This window comes from Actinomadura fibrosa, assembly GCF_900659615.1.
Lineage (GTDB): Bacteria > Actinomycetota > Actinomycetes > Streptosporangiales > Streptosporangiaceae > Spirillospora > Spirillospora fibrosa.
In genome coordinates, this window is sequence record NZ_CAACUY010000045.1 from 19,464 (window position 1) to 37,546 (window position 18,083).

At 74.8% G+C, this 18,083-nt stretch carries 14 protein-coding genes; 10 read left to right on the plus strand and 4 right to left on the minus strand.

What is annotated here, in order from left to right; translation table 11 throughout:
• The first annotated feature begins 51 nt into the window (after positions 1-51).
• A complete protein-coding gene (locus tag E1300_RS17845; protein WP_131758148.1) occupies positions 52-3,045 on the plus strand; it encodes an ATP-binding protein in 2,994 nt (997 codons plus the stop codon).
• 52 nt (positions 3,046-3,097) lie between these two features.
• On the opposite strand, the gene E1300_RS54200 is transcribed toward E1300_RS17845, so the two are convergent.
• Entirely contained in the window at positions 3,098-5,077 is a 1,980-nt protein-coding gene (locus E1300_RS54200; protein WP_242619213.1) for a TerD family protein, read from the minus strand.
• 265 nt (positions 5,078-5,342) lie between these two features.
• Here E1300_RS54200 and E1300_RS17855 point away from each other — a divergent pair, with 265 nt between their 5' ends.
• Positions 5,343-5,945 (plus strand): class I SAM-dependent methyltransferase, encoded by a 603-nt coding sequence (locus tag E1300_RS17855; RefSeq protein WP_131758150.1) that lies wholly within the window; start codon positions 5,343-5,345, stop codon positions 5,943-5,945.
• Positions 5,946-5,948: 3 nt separating this feature from the next.
• Here the strand turns inward: E1300_RS17855 and E1300_RS17860 are convergent, their stop codons facing one another.
• Positions 5,949-7,070, minus strand: a complete 1,122-nt coding sequence (locus E1300_RS17860) for a serine hydrolase domain-containing protein (protein ID WP_131758151.1) — start codon at positions 7,068-7,070, stop codon at positions 5,949-5,951.
• A gap of 206 nt (positions 7,071-7,276) precedes the next feature.
• On the opposite strand from E1300_RS17860, the gene E1300_RS17865 reads away from it, so the two are divergent.
• The 4 genes from E1300_RS17865 to E1300_RS50110 all read left to right on the plus strand — a co-directional run bounded on the left by E1300_RS17865 (position 7,277) and on the right by E1300_RS50110 (position 10,145).
• Positions 7,277-7,492 (plus strand): hypothetical protein, encoded by a 216-nt coding sequence (locus tag E1300_RS17865; protein WP_131758152.1) that lies wholly within the window; start codon positions 7,277-7,279, stop codon positions 7,490-7,492.
• Between the two features lie 78 nt (positions 7,493-7,570).
• Positions 7,571-8,305, plus strand: coding sequence for a GntR family transcriptional regulator (locus E1300_RS17870; RefSeq protein WP_131758153.1), 735 nt, complete (start codon positions 7,571-7,573; stop codon positions 8,303-8,305).
• Between the two features lie 123 nt (positions 8,306-8,428).
• Positions 8,429-9,703, plus strand: a complete 1,275-nt coding sequence (locus E1300_RS17875; protein ID WP_131758154.1) for a hypothetical protein — start codon at positions 8,429-8,431, stop codon at positions 9,701-9,703.
• 79 nt (positions 9,704-9,782) lie between these two features.
• On the plus strand, positions 9,783-10,145 hold the full coding sequence (locus E1300_RS50110) for a hypothetical protein (RefSeq protein WP_165502890.1): 363 nt from the start codon (positions 9,783-9,785) through the stop codon (positions 10,143-10,145).
• A gap of 69 nt (positions 10,146-10,214) precedes the next feature.
• On the opposite strand, the gene E1300_RS17880 is transcribed toward E1300_RS50110, so the two are convergent.
• A complete protein-coding gene (locus E1300_RS17880; RefSeq protein ID WP_207399810.1) occupies positions 10,215-13,487 on the minus strand; it encodes an ATP-binding protein in 3,273 nt (1,090 codons plus the stop codon).
• Between the two features lie 129 nt (positions 13,488-13,616).
• Between E1300_RS17880 and E1300_RS17885 the strand changes: the two genes are divergently transcribed.
• Both E1300_RS17885 and E1300_RS17890 read left to right on the plus strand, forming a co-directional pair.
• Positions 13,617-14,681, plus strand: a complete 1,065-nt coding sequence (locus E1300_RS17885; RefSeq protein WP_242619215.1) for a DUF4267 domain-containing protein — start codon at positions 13,617-13,619, stop codon at positions 14,679-14,681.
• An 85-nt stretch (positions 14,682-14,766) separates the two neighbouring features.
• Positions 14,767-15,375 (plus strand): hypothetical protein, encoded by a 609-nt coding sequence (locus E1300_RS17890; RefSeq protein WP_131758155.1) that lies wholly within the window; start codon positions 14,767-14,769, stop codon positions 15,373-15,375.
• Between the two features lie 38 nt (positions 15,376-15,413).
• Here E1300_RS17890 and E1300_RS17895 read toward each other — a convergent pair whose 3' ends face one another.
• Entirely contained in the window at positions 15,414-15,701 is a 288-nt protein-coding gene (locus tag E1300_RS17895) for a Fe-S cluster assembly protein HesB (RefSeq protein WP_131758156.1), read from the minus strand.
• Between the two features lie 148 nt (positions 15,702-15,849).
• Between E1300_RS17895 and E1300_RS17900 the strand changes: the two genes are divergently transcribed.
• Together E1300_RS17900 and E1300_RS17905 are read left to right on the plus strand one after the other, a co-directional pair.
• A complete protein-coding gene (locus E1300_RS17900) occupies positions 15,850-17,262 on the plus strand; it encodes a cytochrome P450 (RefSeq protein ID WP_131758157.1) in 1,413 nt (470 codons plus the stop codon).
• Entirely contained in the window at positions 17,259-18,056 is a 798-nt protein-coding gene (locus E1300_RS17905) for an SDR family NAD(P)-dependent oxidoreductase (protein WP_131758158.1), read from the plus strand. Before E1300_RS17900 ends, E1300_RS17905 begins: the two co-directional genes overlap by 4 nt.
• Positions 18,057-18,083 lie beyond the last annotated feature (27 nt).

The following is an 18,083-nucleotide window of genomic DNA, read 5'->3' on the forward strand; positions in this document are numbered from 1 at the left end:
GCGCGGTCCGCCTCCGTGCCGACCACGGAGCCGACCACGGATAATGGGTCGGTGTCGGACCCAGTGATCTCGGCTCGGGAGGCCGAAGTGCTCGCGCTGCTCGGCGAGCACCTCAGCAACGCGGAGATCGCCGCGCGCCTGTTCATCTCCGTGCGCACCGTCGAGTCGCACGTCTCGTCGCTGCTGCGCAAGCTGGAGGCGCCGGACCGGCGGGCGCTGTCCCGGCGGGCGGCCGAGCTCGCCGGCGCCGGGCGTCCGCGCTCGGCGCCCGCCCTGCCTGCGCCGCTGACGGCGTTCGTCGGCCGGGTGCGGGAGCGCGCGGAGCTGGCGGAGGCGGTCCGGGCGCACCGGCAGGTCACCGCGGTCGGGCCGGGCGGGGTGGGCAAGACCCGCCTCGCGCTGGCGGTGGCGGCCGACCTGGCGGGCGACTTCGCCGACGGCGTGTGGTTCGCCGACCTGGTCCCGGTCACCGATCCGGGACGGGTGGGCGCGGCCGTCGCGGCGGCCGTGGGCGTCGGCGAGCAGCCGGGGCACGGCATCGACGAGGCGGTCCTGGCCGCGCTGGCGGACCGCCGGGCACTGCTCGTCCTGGACAACTGCGAGCAGGTGCGGGACGGGGTCGCGCCCTTCCTGGAACGCCTGCTCGCGGCCTGCCCGTCGCTGCGGGTGCTCGTGACGAGCCGGGCCCGGCTGATGGTGCCGTTCGAGCGGGTCTTCCCCGTCCCGCCGCTGTCGCGGGACGGCGGCGACGCGTCGGAGGCGGTGGCGCTGTTCATGGAGCGCGCCGCCGCGGTCGGCTGGCCGCCGGGCCCGGCGGTGAGCGACGGCGTCGTCGCCGTCTGCGAGCGGCTCGGCGGCATGGCGCTGGCGATCGAGCTGGCGGCGGCGCGGTGGTCCACGCTCGGGCTGGACGGCCTCGTGACCGGCCTCTCCGACCAGCTGCGGATCCTCGCCGGCGGGCCCCGCGCCGACGGCAGGCACCGGTCGGTGCGGGCGGTGCTCGACTGGAGCCACGACCTGCTGGAGCCGCCGGACCAGGCGCTCCTGCGCCGCGTGTCGGTGTTCGTCGCGCCGTTCACCGCCGCGGCCGCCGCCGAGGTCGCCGGATTCGCCCCGCTGGACCCGTCCGCCGTCGCCGACGGGCTGGGCCGGCTCGCCGAGCAGAGCCTGCTCGCCGTGACGGCGTCCGAGACCGGCACCCGCTACCAGGCGCTGGAGACCATCCGCCAGTACGGGACGGAACGGCTCGCGAGCAGCGGCGAGCTGGCCGACGTCCGCGCCCGGCACGCCGGCTGGTGCGCGGCCACCGCGACCGCCCTCACCGGCACCGGCGGCGCGGACTGGCGCGCCCGGTTCGACGCCGCCGCGGAGGACGTCCGTGCCGCCCTCGCCTGGACCGCCGACCAACCGGACCGGCGCGCGGACGCCCACCGCCTCGCCCTCTCCCTGGCCGAGCTGGCCTTCACCCGCAACCTGCTGGGCGAGGCCCAGCAACGCTTCGAACAAGCCGCAACCCTCGCCAGAAGCAAGAACGGCGCCACCGAAGCACCGGCCGCAACCGCCGAAGCACCAGACGCGGCCACTAAAGCATCGCCCGCGACCGCCGAGGCGCCGGACGCCGCCACCGAAACATCGGGCGGGCCCGCCGGAGCGCCGGACGCCGCCACCAAACCATCGGGCGCGGCCGCCGGAGCGCCGGACGCCACCACGACAGGTCTCGGCGCGGCGGCCGAAGTGGTGGCGTTGCGGCAGGCGGCCGCGGTGGCCGGGTGCCGGAGCCTCGACGGCGACATGTTCCGCCTGCACCGCGCCGCCGCAGAGGCCGCCCGCCGGGCCGGGGACACCGCCGCCGCGGGCCGCGACCTGGCGGCCGCCGCCACCGTCGCGTACCGGTTCTCCAGCTCGTTCACGCGGCTCCCGCCCGCGGACGAGGTGGCCGCCATCCTCGCGGAGGCGCGGAAGCTGTCCGATGACACCCCGGCCGCCCGCGCGGCGGTCGCGCTGGCCGAGACGGCGGTGGACGCGGACGCCTTCGGCGCCGTCCAGGGAGACCCGGACAACTCCGTCCACGAGACGGTGGACCGTGCCGCGCACGCCGTGGACCTCGCCCGGCGCGCGGGCGACCCGGTGGCCGAGTCCGCCGCGCTCGACGCGCTGTCGGGCGCGCAGAGCTGGGCCGGCGACCCCTTCGCCGCCGCGTCCGCCGCCCGGCGCCGGACCGGCGTCCTCGCCTCGGCGCCGAACACCCCGGCCGCCACGCACGAGCGGATGGACGCCTTCGCCATGGCCGCCGCCACCGCCGTCGGCGTGGGCGACCTGCCCGCGGCCCGCCAGTGGGGCAGGCGGCTCGCCGATCATCCGCTGCTGGCCGAGGCGGGCCACCACGCCATGTCCTGGCTCCTGGTCGCGGACGCGTTCACCGGCGACGCCGCCGAGGTCATCTCGGGCGGCGTGCGCTTCCTCGACGCGTGGGAGCAGAGCGGCGGGCTCCGGTCGCGCTCGCTCGGCCCCTCCGCCGCCGCGGTCGCGATGATCCACGGGCTGCGCGGCGACGACGCGTCCCGGGCCGAGTGGCTGGCGATCGTCGACCAGGCCGGTCCCGAAGCCGACCACCGGCTGGGCTACGGCGCGGTGTTCGACACCATGGTCCTCCTCCACCACGGCGACGCGGACGCGGCGCTGGACCGCGTCGCACCCGAGCCGGACCAGGTCTGGAAGTGGGTGTGCTGGGTCTGGCTGCACTGGTACGTGGCGCTCCGAGCCGAGGCGGCGGTCCTCGCCGGTCACCCGGACGCCCGTTCCCGGATCGCCGCGGCCCGCGCCACGGTCACCGGCAACCCGGTCGCCTCCGCCCAGGTAGACCGGGCGGAGGCCCTCCTGAACGGCGACAAGGCGCGGCTGCCGGCCATCGCAGCAGCCTTCGACGCAGCCGCCTGCCCCTACCAGTCGGCCCGCACCCTGCTACTGGCCGGCGGCGACCACACCCTGACCGCCAAAACCGCCCTAACCCACCTAGGCTTAACCCCCACACCCGTCCGACCTTGATCCACTCACATCCGACGCGCCCGGCCTCGTTCATGAGGTCGAGCCGGTGCCGTCACATGGGCGACTTGGCTTCGGATACCGCCGCTTCGGGCTTGAGCACTTGCAGGACCTCCTGGTGGAAGCGGTCCATCGCCGTATCGACGCTCCGGACGAACCCGGTCTCCTCGGTGCCCCGCTTGGCGCCCATTCCGGACGACAGGGTCAGCCGGAAGGACGCGATCGGCTTGCCGTCCTCGGGGACGAGCAGGCCAGGCTCGGCGAGGAGGTTCTTGAGCAGGTCGCAGGGGCCGGTCGGACGTCCTGGGCTGAGCGCTTCGATGCGCAGTTCGGGCGGGGCGTCGCCCAGCTGCCGCAGCAGCCACTGAACGCGGGTGAGCGAGCGTGCGCGCTCCGCGGCGGGAATCTCGACCGTGGTCTCGATCTGGCCGGTGCGCAGGTCGGCTTCGAGCATGACCGGGCCCCCGCCGGGGATGCGGACCTCAGCGCTCATGCGCCCGGTCTCCACCAGGGACGTGACGGTCTGCAGACGGCGCACCGAGGCGTCCCCGTCCCGCCGCCTGCGGAGCACCGGGGCGATGGCGAGGCCGGTCTGGCCGCTGAGGCGCAGGCACAGCTGCCGGACCAGCTTCTCCCAGCTCTCGGCGACCTGCATGGCCCGGCGGTCGCCCAGCCGCAGCGTGCCGGACGTGACGGCGTTGCGGACCGGGACCCAGGCGGAGCCCATGTCACGGAAGCCCTGGCACCCGGCGCTGTCCTGGCGCAGGTAGTGCAGGAGCTCGCTCAGCAGCCAGGCGTGCACGGGATTGGCGACGCCGTCATGGTGGCAGAGCATGTCGGCCTCGTGCGCGACCTCGGCCCACGACAGGTGGCGCAGGGCGACCTTGCGCAGCAGCCGCTTGTCGACCTTCAGCGGGTGCTCGCCGTCCAGGGCCAGATCGTTGGAGAGGGTGATCACGGTCTCGTAGCCGTGCCGGGCCGCGACCTCCAGGTAGGCCTCGACCTGCTCGGCCTTGAGCGGGTTGCCGCCCGTCTTGGTCTCGATGAGGGCCGTCCAGATCCTGCCCGCCCTGGCCACCCGCAGCACGCCGTCGGGCCGCACCTTGCCGTCACCGTGCTTGAACGACGCTTCGGCGAAGGTCTGGACGGTCCCGGCCGGAGCGCTGAAACGGGCCGTCAGCCGGCGTCCGAACTCGGGCACCTGGGCCATGACCGCCAGCAGGGTGGCGGTCGCCCGCGTCTCACGCTCCTGGTCGTTGCGCAGGCCGGTGACCGGAAAGAGGCGCGCGTGCTGCCAGGAGGCGTGCTCGGCCAGACTGACCTTGGCCGCCTTGGGGACCGTGGTCTTCTTCTTGGCCGTCCGCACCCGCTTGGGGCCCTGCCCGTTCCCGGACGGGGCCGCCTCCCCGGGGGCCGCGGCCGCGTCCGGGACGGGAGCGGGGACCTCCGGCTGAGCGGTGCCCGGCGCGTCGGCCGGCGGGGACGCCTCCTCCTCGCCGCTGTCGTCCGCGTTGATCCCGAAGTCGGCGGCGAGACCCGCCAGACCCGACTCGTAGCCCTGCCCGACCGCCCGGAACTTCCAGCCGTCGCCCCTGCGGTACAGCTCTCCGAAGATGAACGCGGTCTCGGTGTCCGCGTCCTTGATGTCGAAGGCCAGCAGCGGCTCCCCGCCGCCGTCGAAGACGGCCAGGCGCAGGTCGTCCAGCGCCCCGAACGTCGCGCCCGCGTAACGGCTGGCGGCGACGACCACCCGCTGGACGTCGGACCGGAGCGTGCTCAGGTCGACCAGGATTTGGTCCTCGCTGCCGGTGGCCGTGGGCGTCTTGCCCAGCAGGCGGACCGACTCGTCGGCCGTCACCGGCTGGTTGTAGAAGACGAAATCGGCGTCACCGCCCACCATGCCGTCCGCGCCGACCAGGAGCACCGACACGTCGGCTTCCCCCGCACCGGACGGATCGGTCCAGCTCAGCGCCACGGTCAGCGGCCCGCTCATCGCACCGGTGCCGGAAAGGTCGATGTTGGCGCCCTTGGACATCTGCTGCACTGTGCCCGCTCCCTCGCTCGTACCGGACCTCACGCGCAGTGGGAGCCGTGAGCGCCGCGGTTGACGGAAGCGATCACCTGACGCGCGACGCCAGCGTACGCGGATCACCGCACCGCTGAGACGCTACGTGCTCGGACGGCCACACCCGGCCATAGGAATCCGTTATCACGGTGCACTAACGCGGTCGCCATCCGCAGGCCGCCTGGAAAGTGGTATCGGCGGTAGGGGTGGTGTTGGGTGTGCGAGCATTTGGGGTGTGTCTGGAGGGGTTTGGGGGCGTTGGAATCACAATACGCATTACCATCGCCTGGTTCTGGAGGCCGTCGCGCCTGGTGCTGGGACTGCTCTGGACGTCGGGGCCGGGGATGGGTTGCTGGCGGCCGAGCTGCGTGAGGTCGTGCCGCGGGTGACCGCCATCGATGTGGATTCCGCTGTCCTTGAGAGGGCTCGCGCGACGGGTGCGGACGTGGAGTGGGTGGTGGGCGACGTGATGAGCAGCCCGCTACCCGAGGCTCACTTCGATGTCGTCGCGTCCATCGCGGCTGTGCATCATCTGCCTGATCTGGGGGCGGCGCTCGCGAGGCTGGCCTCGCTCACGGCGCCGGGTGGGGCGCTCGTCGTGATCGGTTGTGCGAAGAGCGGGGGGCCGCGCGATTATTTGATGGACGCCGTCGGTGTCGTCCAGCATCAGGTGCTCTCGCGCACCCGTGGTCACTGGCATCACACGGCGCCCATCAAGATGACCTTTCCCCATACGTACGCGCAGGTGAAGCGGATCGCCTCGGCGGTTCTGCCGGGGATGCGCTGGCGTCGGCTCCCGCTTTTCCGCTACGCCATCGTCTGGCATAAGCCTGTCTGACGTTCAGGTGCAGAGGGCGGTCTGGACGGCTTTTCTTAGGGCGGTCGTCTGGGTGTCGGGGCCGCCGGGGCCGAGGTTCGCCATGGCCGTCGCCTGGCGGCCGGTGGTGGTGGCGCTGGCCGCGGTCTCGAAGCCGAGGAAGTCGCCGTCGTGGCCCCAGGAGAGGCCGCCGCAGGGGAGTGGCCTGCTCTCCAGGCCGAGGCCGTACGCACGGCCGTCGGAGCCGCCGGTCGGACGGGTCCGCATCATCTCCCGCCGCTGCGCCGGACGCAGGAGGTCGCCGCGCACGAGCGCGTCCAGGAAGCGGTCGACGTCGGTGGCGCTGGAGATCATGCCTCCGGCGGCACCGCCGGCCGAGGGGTTGACCTCGGTGACGTCCAGGAGGGGTGCGCCCTCGGACGGCCGCGCGTAGCCGTGGGGGTGCGGGCCGGGGATCGTCGGGTCGTCGCCCGGGACGGACGTCGCGTGCAGGCCGAGCGGCGTGATGACGCGCCGGCGGATCTCCTCGCCGTAGGGGCGGCCGGTCACCCTCTCGATGAGCATGCCCGCCAGCAGGTAGCCGGTGTTGGAGTAGTGCCAGCGCTCGCCGGGCTTGGAGGTCGGCGGGTGGGCGAGCGCGAGGTTCACGAGGTCGCGGGCGTCGTGGTGGGCGAGCGGGTCCTTGAGGACGTCCCGCGGGTCGAGGTAGGCGAGGACGTCGGGGAGGCCGCTGGTGTGCTGGAGCAGATGGCGGACGGTGATCCTCCGTCCGTCGTTGCCGTGGCCGCGGACGACGCCGGGCAGGTAGCGCTCGACCGGTGCGTCCAGGGCGACGCGGTGCTCGCCGACGAGCTGGAGGACGACCGCCGCGACGAACGGCTTGGTCGCGCTGCCGATGCGGAACCTGCTGTCGCGCGGCACCGGCGCGCGGCTTTCCACGTCCGCGACGCCGCTAGTCAGGACGGTGGTGCCGTGCCGGTCCCGGATCGCGATCAGTGCTCCGGGCGCGCCGCCCGCCGCGGTCACCTGGCGGAGGAGGCCGGGCAGAGGGCCGGTGCGGGCCTCCGCGGCAGGGGCGTTCGCCGTGATGCCGAGCGCCGTCGTCAGGGTGAGTGCGGCGCCCAGGGTGCGGAGGTGGTCTATCACGTGGCCTCCCTTGGACGTGGGGTGATCAGGTTAGGGAGATGGGATTCGGGTGGGCCTCGCTCTTGGTAGCCATTTTCGGTCTCGTACCCGCGGTGGACGCGAAGGGGGAATCGGCGCCGTTTCAATGTGGATATCCCTGAGGGTGGGGAAGGAGAGGCCTATTCGTCGCGCCCGGGTCAATTCCCGGGTGGAGGAGGTGAAAGGCGATGAGGTTGCTGAATGGGCTCCTGTCGCCGGTCGTGGGGCTGGTGGCGGTGCTCGTGCGGGGCCTGCTCGCGCTGGTCGTGTGGCTGGTCGCGACGGTGCTGATGGCCGTGTCGATCGTGCTGTGCGTGACGGTGCTGCTGCTGCCGCTGGGCATTCCGCTGCTGATGCTGTCCAGGCGGCTGTTCGGGCTGGGGACGCGGCTCGTCGCCGGGTAGGCGCTTTCCGGCCGTACGCTGTCCCGCGTGCAGGGGCCCGCAGGGGCGCCGACGGTTCGGGAACGGGGTGGGCGCGCCATGACCCGCGGGACGGTGGTCGAGGAGGTCGCCGAGCGGATCGCGTTCGCGATCGCGTCGGGACGGCTGCGGCCCGGGGAGCGGCTGCCGTCGATCCGGCGGCTCGCCGAGGAGTACGGGATCAACCCGTCCACGGTGCAGCTCGTCCTGGGGCAGTTGCGCGCGGTGGGGTTCGTGGAGATCCATCACGGGGTCGGTGCCGTGGTCCGCGATGTCGAGGCGTACGGCGGGGTGGAGACGTGGCGGTATCTGTTCCGGTTCTCGCGGAGGCTGCCGGATCTCGCGGTGCGGATCCTCCGGGACATCCTTGAGACGCTGCGGATGTTCTACGAGTCGGTCGCCGACAAGGTGGAGGCGGACCCGGGCGCCTACGATCCGGCGCCGGCGCGGCGGGCGTGGCGGCGGCTCGACCTGCTGGCGCGGGACGAGGACGCGAGCCCGGCGGACGTCCACCAGGGCGTGCTGGACGTCCTGCGCGCGGGGTCGATGGCGGTCGGCGGGGGCGTGTTCCTGGGGGTGGTGAACTCGCTCGGGCCGATGCTGGGCGAGGTGCCCGAGGTGCTGGCGGTCGTGTTCGAGTCCCCGAGCCTGCACGTGTGGTGGTGGGACCAGGTCATCGGCGCGTGGGAGGCGGGCGACATGCGGTCCGCCCGGGAGGCGATCGGGGTCCTGGACGACTGGCACGTCGAGGTGCTGGAGCGGCTCCGCGCGGCGCTGGAGGTGCGGAGCGACTGAGCGTTCTTGTGAACGCGCGCAGGATTCCCCGCCCGGAAAACCGCACCGCGCTCGCTACTCGGCCGCGCACTGTGTGACACACACTGTGGGACGCATTCGGCTTCCGACGGAATGAGGAACTCCATGCGACCCACTCCACGACCCGGCCGCTCCCGCGGGCGTCCCGTGCGCCGCGGCCCGGTCCGCACCGCGCTGCTCGCCGTGGTCGGCGCCCTGGCCCTGCTGGTGTCCGTGCTGGGAACGCCTCCGGCGAATGCGATCCCCCCGCAGGACCTGCCGGACGTCGGTGTCGACACCGGCCGGTTCAAGCTGCCGATCGCCTGCACGATCAACTTCGCCGGCGTGCTGCCGGTGCTGTGGCTGCCGCTGGACGTCGACATCCAGGGCGTCGCGCCGGTGCAGCTCGGGCCCGGCCAGGAGTTCTGGCTGACGCAGGGCTCGGGCAGCATCACCTTCCCCGACTGGCTGACCTCGCTCGCGCCGATCCTCGGCATCGACAAGGCGGACGCGACGATCAGCGACATGTCCATCGGCGCGACGAACTCGACGCCGTCCGCGGTCAACATCGCCAAGGACCCGATCAAGCTCACCGGCATCCCCGTCGAGGCGGGCAAGCCGCTGAAGGTCGGGCTGCCCGCGCCGGGCGCGAGCCTGTTCGATGTCGGCCCGTACACCGCGCCGCAGAGCGGCAAGGTCACGCTCGGGTTCAACAGCGCGGTCGCGCAGGTCGACCTGAGGTCGTCGGCCGGGTTCTCGCTGCCGATCACCGCGGACTGCAAGCCGCGGGGCGGCAACGCGCTGCTGACGATCGCCGTCGGCGGACGGGCCGGGCAGCCGCCCGCGAAGATCCACGGCGCGCCGCTCAACTTCCCCGAGCCGAAGTCCGGTGAGCTGGCGGGCATCATCAACGCGCCCTACCAGTGCACCTGGAACGGGCAGCCGCACGACGTCGGGATCGCGGTGGGGGCCGACGGCATCCCGCTGACGGTGAGCAAGTCGGGCTCGTTCTCGTTCACGAACGCGTCCGGGGCGCTGACCGTCCCGAAGGAGACGGTGAACGGCCTCCTCGACCAGGGCGTGAAGACGGTCTCCGGCAAGGTGTCCGAGCTGAACCTGGAGGTCGAGGGCGGCACGCCGCAGACCCTCAACGTCATCCCGGGCCAGGGCGTCCCGATCCCCGCGACGACCCTCGTGCGGGACCAGCGGCTCGTCGTGCCGCTGCCCGCGAGCGGGACGCTGACCGCGGGACCGTTCACGCCGTCGTCCGGGTCGCAGAACGTCCGGGTGGTCCTGGGCTCCGCCAGTGCGCAGCTCGCCTTCAACGGCGGCGCGGCCACCCAGGCGACCTGCGGCAAGCCGTCGCCGGCCGTCTACCTGGTCGACAACCCGGTGACCTGACGGTCCCCGTTCCTGTCCACGCGGCCGTCCCCGGACCGGTTCCGGGGACGGCCCGCCCCTTCGTCCGAGAGGTTCTCCGGTGAAGTTCGCCTTCGGCCCAGGCCGTCTCGCGGTGCTGCCCCTGCTGCTCGCGCTGTCGCTGAGCGCCTGCGGGGGAAGCGACGACGTGGACGGTGCCGCCCCGCAGACGGCGGCGCCCCCGTCCGCGTCCGCCTCGGCGCCGCCCACCACCCCGGCTCCCGCGACCGGCTCCGCCGCGCCGAGCACCGCGCCCAGCGGCGCACCGCCCAGCGCGATGCGGACCCTGACCGACTGCCTGCGCCGGCACGGCGTCGAGGTCCCCGCCACGGGCCAGAAGTGGACGCCGCCGCCCGGCTACGACCCCGCCAAGGCGCAGAAGGCGCTCAAGGAATGCCTCCGGACGCAGGCGAAGGGCGGCTAAGACGCCCGGCGCGGCGCGCGAGACGGGCGGCCTCCAGGGCGTGCCTGGGCGTCGCGCACGGCATTGGCCCTAAGGCGCCCAGTGCGGCGCGTTCCACAGGGCGGCGATCTCGGCGGCGCGCCGCAGGTGCGGGGCCGGGTCCTCGCCGGCGAGACGGGCCAGCTCCGCGAGCGTGCGGGCGGGCGGCGGCAGGGCGACCGACAGGCTCTCCAGGCCGGCGGGCGGCCCGTCCCGGTGGGGGAGCAGCGCCTCGTACAGCTTCGCCGCCTCCGCGGCGTCCTCCAGCGCGATCACGGTCATGGCGCGGAACGTGGTGAACGTCGTGAAGAAGTAGTCGGGCTGCGCCGGCCCGCCGGACTCGTACAGGCGGCGCGCTTCGCCGAGCCGGCCCGCGGCGGCGTGCGCGGCGGCGAACACGTCGGTGAGCAGCAGCGCCAACTCGGACGGGACGGTCCCGGCCTCGGCGGCGAACGCGGCCAGGGTGCCGCGCGACACCGCCAGCGTCGCGCGGGTGAGCAGGCCGAACCCGGCGGCGTGCAGCGAGCCCTGCTCGGCCATCGCCCGGGTCGCCGCGGCGTAGTGGCGTTCGGCGTCCTCCAGGCGTCCTTCGCAGTGGGCGAGGGCGGCCTGGGCGATCTCGCAGACGGCGGTCGCCTCGGGCATCCGGTAGCGGTGCGCCACGCCGGTCGCCTCGGCGACCAGGGCGCGGACCCGGTCGGGACGGCCCTCGTGCACCGCGATCACGGCGAGGTTGATCGTGCCGGCCCACAGGGCGGCGGGGATGTCGTGCCCGGTGCCCAGGGCGCGCAGCTCGCCGGCGTGCTCCGCCTGGCGGTCGAGCTCCCGGTGGTCCTGCTCGCGGGCGAGCGTGATGAGGGTCAGCACGCGCAATCTCGGGTCGTCCAGGCCCCGGGCGAGGCGGACGGCCTCCTCGGCGGCGGCCCGGCCGCGCGCGTCGCCGCTGCCCGCCAGCTCGGCGGCGTAGGCGTCGAGGAGGCGGCACCGCACGTCCGGGGCGAGGTCCTCGCGGCGCAGGAGGCGCTCCAGGAGCCCGACGAGCCGGCGGTCGACGGCTCCGTAGGGGCGGAGCTGCCACGGCGTGGGCTCCGTCCACGCGGTGAACGCGGCCAGCAGCAGGTCGTCGCGTCCGGTGTCCTCGGCCAGGTCGATGGCGCGCTGCCGGGTGGCGCGGGCGTCCTGGATCGCCCCGGCCCGCGCCTGCGCGCGGAGCAGGCGGCCCAGCAGGCCGATGCGGTCGGCGTCCGCGTCGGCGCGGCCCGGCACGCGCTCGGACGACTCCAGCGCCTGGGTGAGCAGTTCGACGGCCGTCTCGTGCGCGTAGCGCCGTTCCGCCAGCTCGGCGGCCCGGACCGCGTACTCGACGGCCTTGGCGGCGGTCCGCGGGGACGCGGCCCGGTGGAAGTGGTAGGCGAGCGCCGGCGCGTCCTCGGGCGCCAGGCGTTCGAGGGCCGCCCCCAGCCGGGCGTGCATGCGCGTGCGGCGGACCGCGCTGAGGTCGGCGACCATCGTGTCCCGGACGAGCGCGTGCGCGAACCGGACCCGGCCCGGCGCCCGCTCGGTGAGCAGTCCCGCGACGAGCCCGGCGTCGAGGGCGTCCAGGACCCCGTCCTCGTCGGTGTCGGCCGCCAGGACGAGCGTGTCCAGGTCGGCCTCGCGGTCGGCGAGGGCGGCCAGCCGCAGCACCGCGACGGCGGGCTCGGGCAGGCGGGCGAGCCGGCGGCGCAGCACGTCCCGGACCCCTTCGGGCACCTCCGACGTCGCCACGAGCGCGCCCTCGCTGCTCAGCAGCTTCGCGCTCTCGCGGACGTAGAAGGGGTTGCCGCCGGTCCGTTCGGCGAGCGCGGCGACCGTCGCGGCGTCCACACCCGGACCGCACTCGGCGGTGATCAGCCGGGCGACCGCCGGCTCCGGCAGGCCGGGCAGCGCCAGGCGCAGCGGGGAACGGCGCGCCAGGACCGCCAGGGCCTCGGTGAGGCGCGTGCCGGTCTCGCCCGCGCGGAACGCGGCGACGAGGAGCAGCGGAGCGTCCCCGACGGCGTCTCCCGGGACGGCCGCCAGCAGCGCGAGGGTCTCGGCGTCGGCCCAGTGCAGGTCGTCGAGCATCACCGCGAGGGGACGCCGCCGGGCCGCGCCGTCCAGCCAGTCCCAGACGGCCCGGTGCAGGCGGAACCGGCCGGCGGCGGTGTCGAGCGGCTCGGCTTCGGCACCGCGGGGTTCGGCGGACGCGTCGCGCAGCAGCGGCGCGGCCTCGTCCGGGGCCGGGACGTGCCGGGCGAGGGTGGTGAGGGCCTCCGTCCACGCCCATGCCGGAGGCGCGGACTCGCTCTCCGGGCACCGGCCGGTCGCGACGAGCCAGCCGCGCCGTTCCAGGTCGCCGGCCAGGCGGGTCAGGAGCGCGGTCTTGCCGAGCCCGGCCTCGCCCGTGACCAGCGCCACCCGGAGGCCGCCCTCGTCCGCCAGCCCGGTCAGCGCGGCCAGCTCGCCGTCGCGTCCGAGAAAGGGCTCGCGATCGGCCGACGCCGACGCGGCCTCCGTCGAGGGCGATGACGCGGCTTCTGGTGTGGGCGTCGGCAGGGGAGGCGGGGCGGGTAGGTCGAAACCGCCGGGGCGCTGCTGGAGGATCGCCGTCTCCACCTCGGCCAGCGCGGGGCTCGGGTCGAGGCCGAGCTCGTCGGCGAGGGTCGCGCGGGCCTGCCGGAGGGCGGCGAGGGCGTCGGCCTGGCGGCCCGCGCTCCAGAGGGCCAGCGCCAGCACGCGCCAGCCGCCCTCGGCGAGCGGCTCGTCCCGGGTGAGGAGCTCGGCCTCGGAGATGGCGGCCGCGGTGGAGCCCGAGCGCAGCAGGGACGCGGCGTGCCGCTCGCGGGCGGCCAGGCGCAGCCCGTCCAGCCGGACGATCTCGGCCCGCGCCCAGTCCTCGTCGGCGAACTCCGCGAACGCGGGGCCGCGCCAGAGGGCGAGGGCCTCCGCGGGCCGGTCGGGGTCCTGGGCGAGGGCGGCGAAGCGCCAGGCGTCCACGGCCTCCTCGGGGAGGCGCAGCGCGTAGCCGGGCGGGGCGGAGACGATCACCCGGGACGGGGCGCGCGGCGGGCGCTCGGGTTCGAGGGACCTGCGCAGGTTCGAGACATAGGACTGGAGGGAGGTCACGGCCTGCGCGGGCGGCTCGCCGCGCCACAGGTCCTCGATCATGCGGTCCACGGGCACGGTGCGGCCGCGCGCGGCGACCAGCAGCGCCAGCACGGCCCGCTGCCGCGGCCCGCCCAGCGCCACCCCCGTTCCCGCCACCTCGGCCTCGAAGCCGCCGAGCACCCGAATCCGCACCATCCCGGACGATCGTAGCCACCGGTCCCGGCCGCGCTCCACGTCCCCGCCCGCTCGCTCCACGTCTTTCCAAGCCGCGCTCCAAGTGGCGCTCCAAGCCGGTTCCAAGACGTCCCGGACAGCCTTGCGGTCATGAGCAACGACACGATCCCCGCGGCCCTCACGTTCACCCGATCCATGATCGTCATCCACCGCGGCCTCCGCCGCGAGTCCCGCCTGCTGGGCGAGCTGGTCGCCGCCACCCGTCCCGGCGACCGCGCCCGCGCCGGGGCGCTCACCGCGCACCTGTCCGACTACCTGCTCGGCCTGCACAACCACCACCACGGCGAGGACGAGCTGATCTGGCCGCTCCTGCTGTCGCGGGTGGACCTGGACGCCGACGTCGTGCTGCGCATGGAGGCCCAGCACGAGAAGGTCGCCGCGACCATCGGGCGGCTGCGCGAGCTGGCCGGGACGTGGGCGCGGACGGCGGACGCCGGCGACCGGGACGCGCTGGTCGCCGCGCTCGCCGAGCACCGCGCCGCGCTGGTCGAGCACCTGGACGACGAGGAGACGAACCTGCTGCCGCTCGCCGAGCGCCACCTCACCGAGGCCGAGTGGAACACCCAGGGCGACCACTTCGCCGAGAACACCCCGAAGAGCAAGGTCCTGACGTTCCTCGGCATCGTGCTGGAGGACGCGACCCCGCAGGAGCGCGCCGAGTTCCTGTCCGCCCTGCCCGCCCCGGCCCGCGCGATCTGGCGCCTCTACGGGCGCCGCCACCACGCCAACCGGATGAAGCGGCTCCGCCAGGACGTCCGCACGTTCCGCACCGGGACCGCCATCGCGGCGCTCACCGGCGCCGGCATCACCTACGTCGGGCTCAGCTACATCATCGATCCCTTGGGCACCGCGCCGGGCTTCGGGCTCCCGGCCTGGCCGTCCGGCGACGCGGCCGCCTGGCTGAACGTCAAGGGCGTGCGCGACCTCGGCACCGGCCTCGCCGTGTTCGCGCTGCTGGCGGCGGGCAAGCGCGAGGCGCTCGGCTGGGTGATGCTCGCGTTCTCGACGATCGCCGCGGGCGACATGCTGACGATCCTCGGGCACCACGGGTCGAAGGCGACCGCGTTCGGGGTCCACGGCGCGACGGCCGCGGCGGTGCTGGCCTCGGGGCTGCTGCTCGTGCGCGCCGCCCGCCGCGGCGCGTCGTCCGTTTGACGGGCCGGCGGCGGCGTTGCTGGGATGACCCGGTGAAGATCTGGGCGGAGGCACCGGTGGGCCGGGAGCGGGACGGGGGCGTCCGATGACCGTCATCGCGGCGTTCCTCGACCGCGAGCTGGCCGCGGACGCCAGGTACGGCGGGCGCATGGACCTGGACGAGTGCCCGCCGTCGCCTCCCGCGCTCGACCGGTACCTGCGCTCCCGCGCCCGGCACTCGGCCGCCCGCCTCCGGATCAACCGGGAGCTCCGGGCCCTCTGCACGGGACGCCCTGCGTTCCTTCGGCTGCTGGCGTACGAGTACGCGGGGATGCCGGGATACCGTCCGTCCTGGGAACCGGCCTTCGCCGGAGGCGAGGTCCCGCCCGGCCCGCTCAGTGACCTGCTGCTGGAGCGGTGGCGCGACGAGGAACGCCTGGCCCGCGAGGCGGCCGAGGAGGCCGGCCTGGACTTCGCCTGGCGGGAAGTGGACCGCCAGGACGGCCAAGGCCTGGTCATCGACGGCGAGGGGCGCCCGCTCTGGAACACCGCCGTCCATCCCGAGGACGGCTTCGCCATCGCACGTCACGGACCCGGCCGCGCCCTCCGCGGGCTGGCGGCCGGGCGCGAGATCCTCGGGACGCTCGATCCGGCCGCCGGAACGGACCGGACCGTCCTGAACCTCCTCGCCGAGCCCTACACCACGGACGGGTGACCCGAAACCGCGCCGGAGGCGGGCTCGACCCGCTCGGTTCAGCGCGAGGGGGCGTTGATGACGAAGACGACGTGGCCCTGGTCGCCGATCCGTGCGTCGAGCACCTTTCCCGCGAGGGCCGTGGTGGTGGTCGACGCGATGAAGACGCGGGCTCCCTGCTCCTCCACCACTTCGTCGGTGGACGCCGGGCTCTCCGCGACGGCCATGGTCAGCAGCGAGGCGTCGGCGTCGCCGGGCGCGATGCGGAGGCCGCCGGCGCGCGGCAGCCCCGACTCGGCCGACATGTTGCGGATCACGGCGGCGGCCGCACCGGTGAGGATGAGCACAGCGGACCTCCGGACTCGGATGGATCGACCCCGGTTCGGCCTACCCACGCGCGGCCGACCCGAACCACCGGCCCCACTGACGTCCGGCATGTCCTGTTTGCATCGCTCTTGAGCGGTTAGCACTCCGCTGATGCGGAAGGGGCTCTAGATGACGACCGTCGAGACGACCACGCGGGCCGCCGCGGCGCCACCGGCCACGGCCACGATCGCGGACACGCTCCGGATCGCCGGGGCGGTCCTCGCGCCGGCCCTCGCGCGGGGCGTGCTGGCGCGGCGCCCGCGCGCCGTGGCGCTCGCCGAGGCGGTGCAGGCCGACCGCGCGGCGGGACGGCTGCTCCAGCGGCTGCGGGCGCGGTACGGGCCGGGGCCGCTGCGGCTCGCCGTCCCGGGGCGCTCGTTCGCCGTGATCCTCTCGCCGCGCGACGTGGCGCGGGTGCTGACGGGCTCGCCCGAGCCGTTCGCGCTCGACTCGAAGGAGAAGCGCGCCGCGCTGGCCCACTTCCAGCCACACGGCGTGCTGGCGTCGCACGGCGCGGAGCGCGCCGACCGGCGCCGGTTCAACGAGGACGTCCTCGACACGCCGGACCCGGTGCACCGGCACGCCGCCGCGCTGCTCCCGAAGATCCGGGAGGAGGCGGACGGGCTGGTCGGCGCCGTCGCGCTCGCCGGCCGCCTGGACTGGGCGGACTTCCGGATGGCGTGGTGGCGGATGGTCCGGCGGGTCGTCCTCGGCGACGCCGCCCGCGACGACTCGGAGCTCACCGACCTGCTCACCACGCTGCGGATGAACGCGAACTGGGCGTTCGCCCACCCGCGGCGCGCGGCGGTGCGGGCCGGGTTCTTCCGGCGGCTGCGCCGGTATCTCGCCGACCCGGACCCGGGCAGCCTGGCCGGGCTGATGGCCGCCGCGCCGAAGACGGACGCCACGGACCCCGAGAACCAGGTGCCGCAGTGGCTGTTCGCCTACGAGTCCACCGCGCTGGCGGCGTTCCGGACGCTGGCGCTGCTCGCGTCCCATCCCGAGCACGCCGAGCGCGCCCGCCGCGAGGCCGGGTCGGGCGACGCCGGCCTGCCGTTCCTGCGCGCGTGCGTGCAGGAGTCGGTGCGCCTGTGGCCCACGACCATGACGATCCTGCGCGACGCCACCCGGCCGACGGAGTGGGCGGGCGAGACCCTGCCCGCCGGGACCGGGTTCCTCGTCCACACGCCGTTCCTGCAACGCGACGACGAGACCCTGCCCTACGCCGACTCCTTCGCGCCCGGCATCTGGCTGGACGGCACGGCGGAGCGCGAGTGGGCGGTCGTGCCGTTCAGCGGCGGCCCGGGGGAGTGCCCGGGACGGAACCTGTCGCTGCTGTCGGCGAGCCATTTCACCGCGGCGCTGCTGCGCGCCTACGACCTGCGGCAGGACGCCGGCCTGCGCCCGTCCGCGGACCGGCCGCTGCCGCGCACGCTGAGCCCGTTCCGGCTGGGTTTCGACGCCCGGCCGCGCACCGACCGAACCGACCGAGACCGAACCGACCGAGACCGAGCCGACCGGAAGCGAGGCGATGAGGGATGACCGAGCAGACCCGGCCGCTGGCCGTCGTGACCGGCGCGTCCAGCGGCATCGGACGCGAGCTGGCCGCGGAGTTCGCCCGCAACGGCTTCGACGTGGTCATGGCCGCGGAGGACGCGGGGATCGCGGAGGCGGCCCGCGCGATCGGCTACGGCGCCACGACGACGCCCGTGCGCGTCGACCTCGCGTCCCGCGCCGGCGTCGAGGAGCTGTACGCGGCGGTGCGGGCCGCCGGGCGCGCCCCGGCCGCGGTGGCGATCAACGCGGGCGTCGGTGTCGCCGGCGACTTCGCCCGCGACAACGACCTCGACGCGGAGCTGAACCTGATCAACCTGAACGTGGCGTCCGCCGTCCACTTGGCGAGGCTCGTCCTGCCCGACATGATCGAGGCGGGTTCCGGCCGGGTGCTGTTCACCTCGTCGATCGCCGCGAGCGGGCCCGGCCCCTACCAGGCGACGTACGCGGCGTCCAAGGCGTTCCTGTACTCGTTCGCCCAGGCGCTGCGCCAGGAGCTGGGCGACACGGGCGTCACCGTGACCGCGCTGCTGCCGGGCCCGACGGAGACCGACTTCTTCGACCGGGCCGGGCTCCAGGACACCAAGCTCGGCCAGATGGACAAGGACGACCCCGCCCAGGTGGCCCGCGAGGGCTTCGAGGCCCTCATGGCGGGCAAGGACCACGTCGTCGCGGGTTCGTTCAAGAACAAGGCGCAGGTCGCCGGAGCCCGCGTCGTCCCGGACCCCCTCAAGGCGAAGGCGCAGGGCAAGCTCACCGAGCCCGGCTCCGCCGACGGCTGAACGTCCGCAAGGCACTTCCGGACCTGA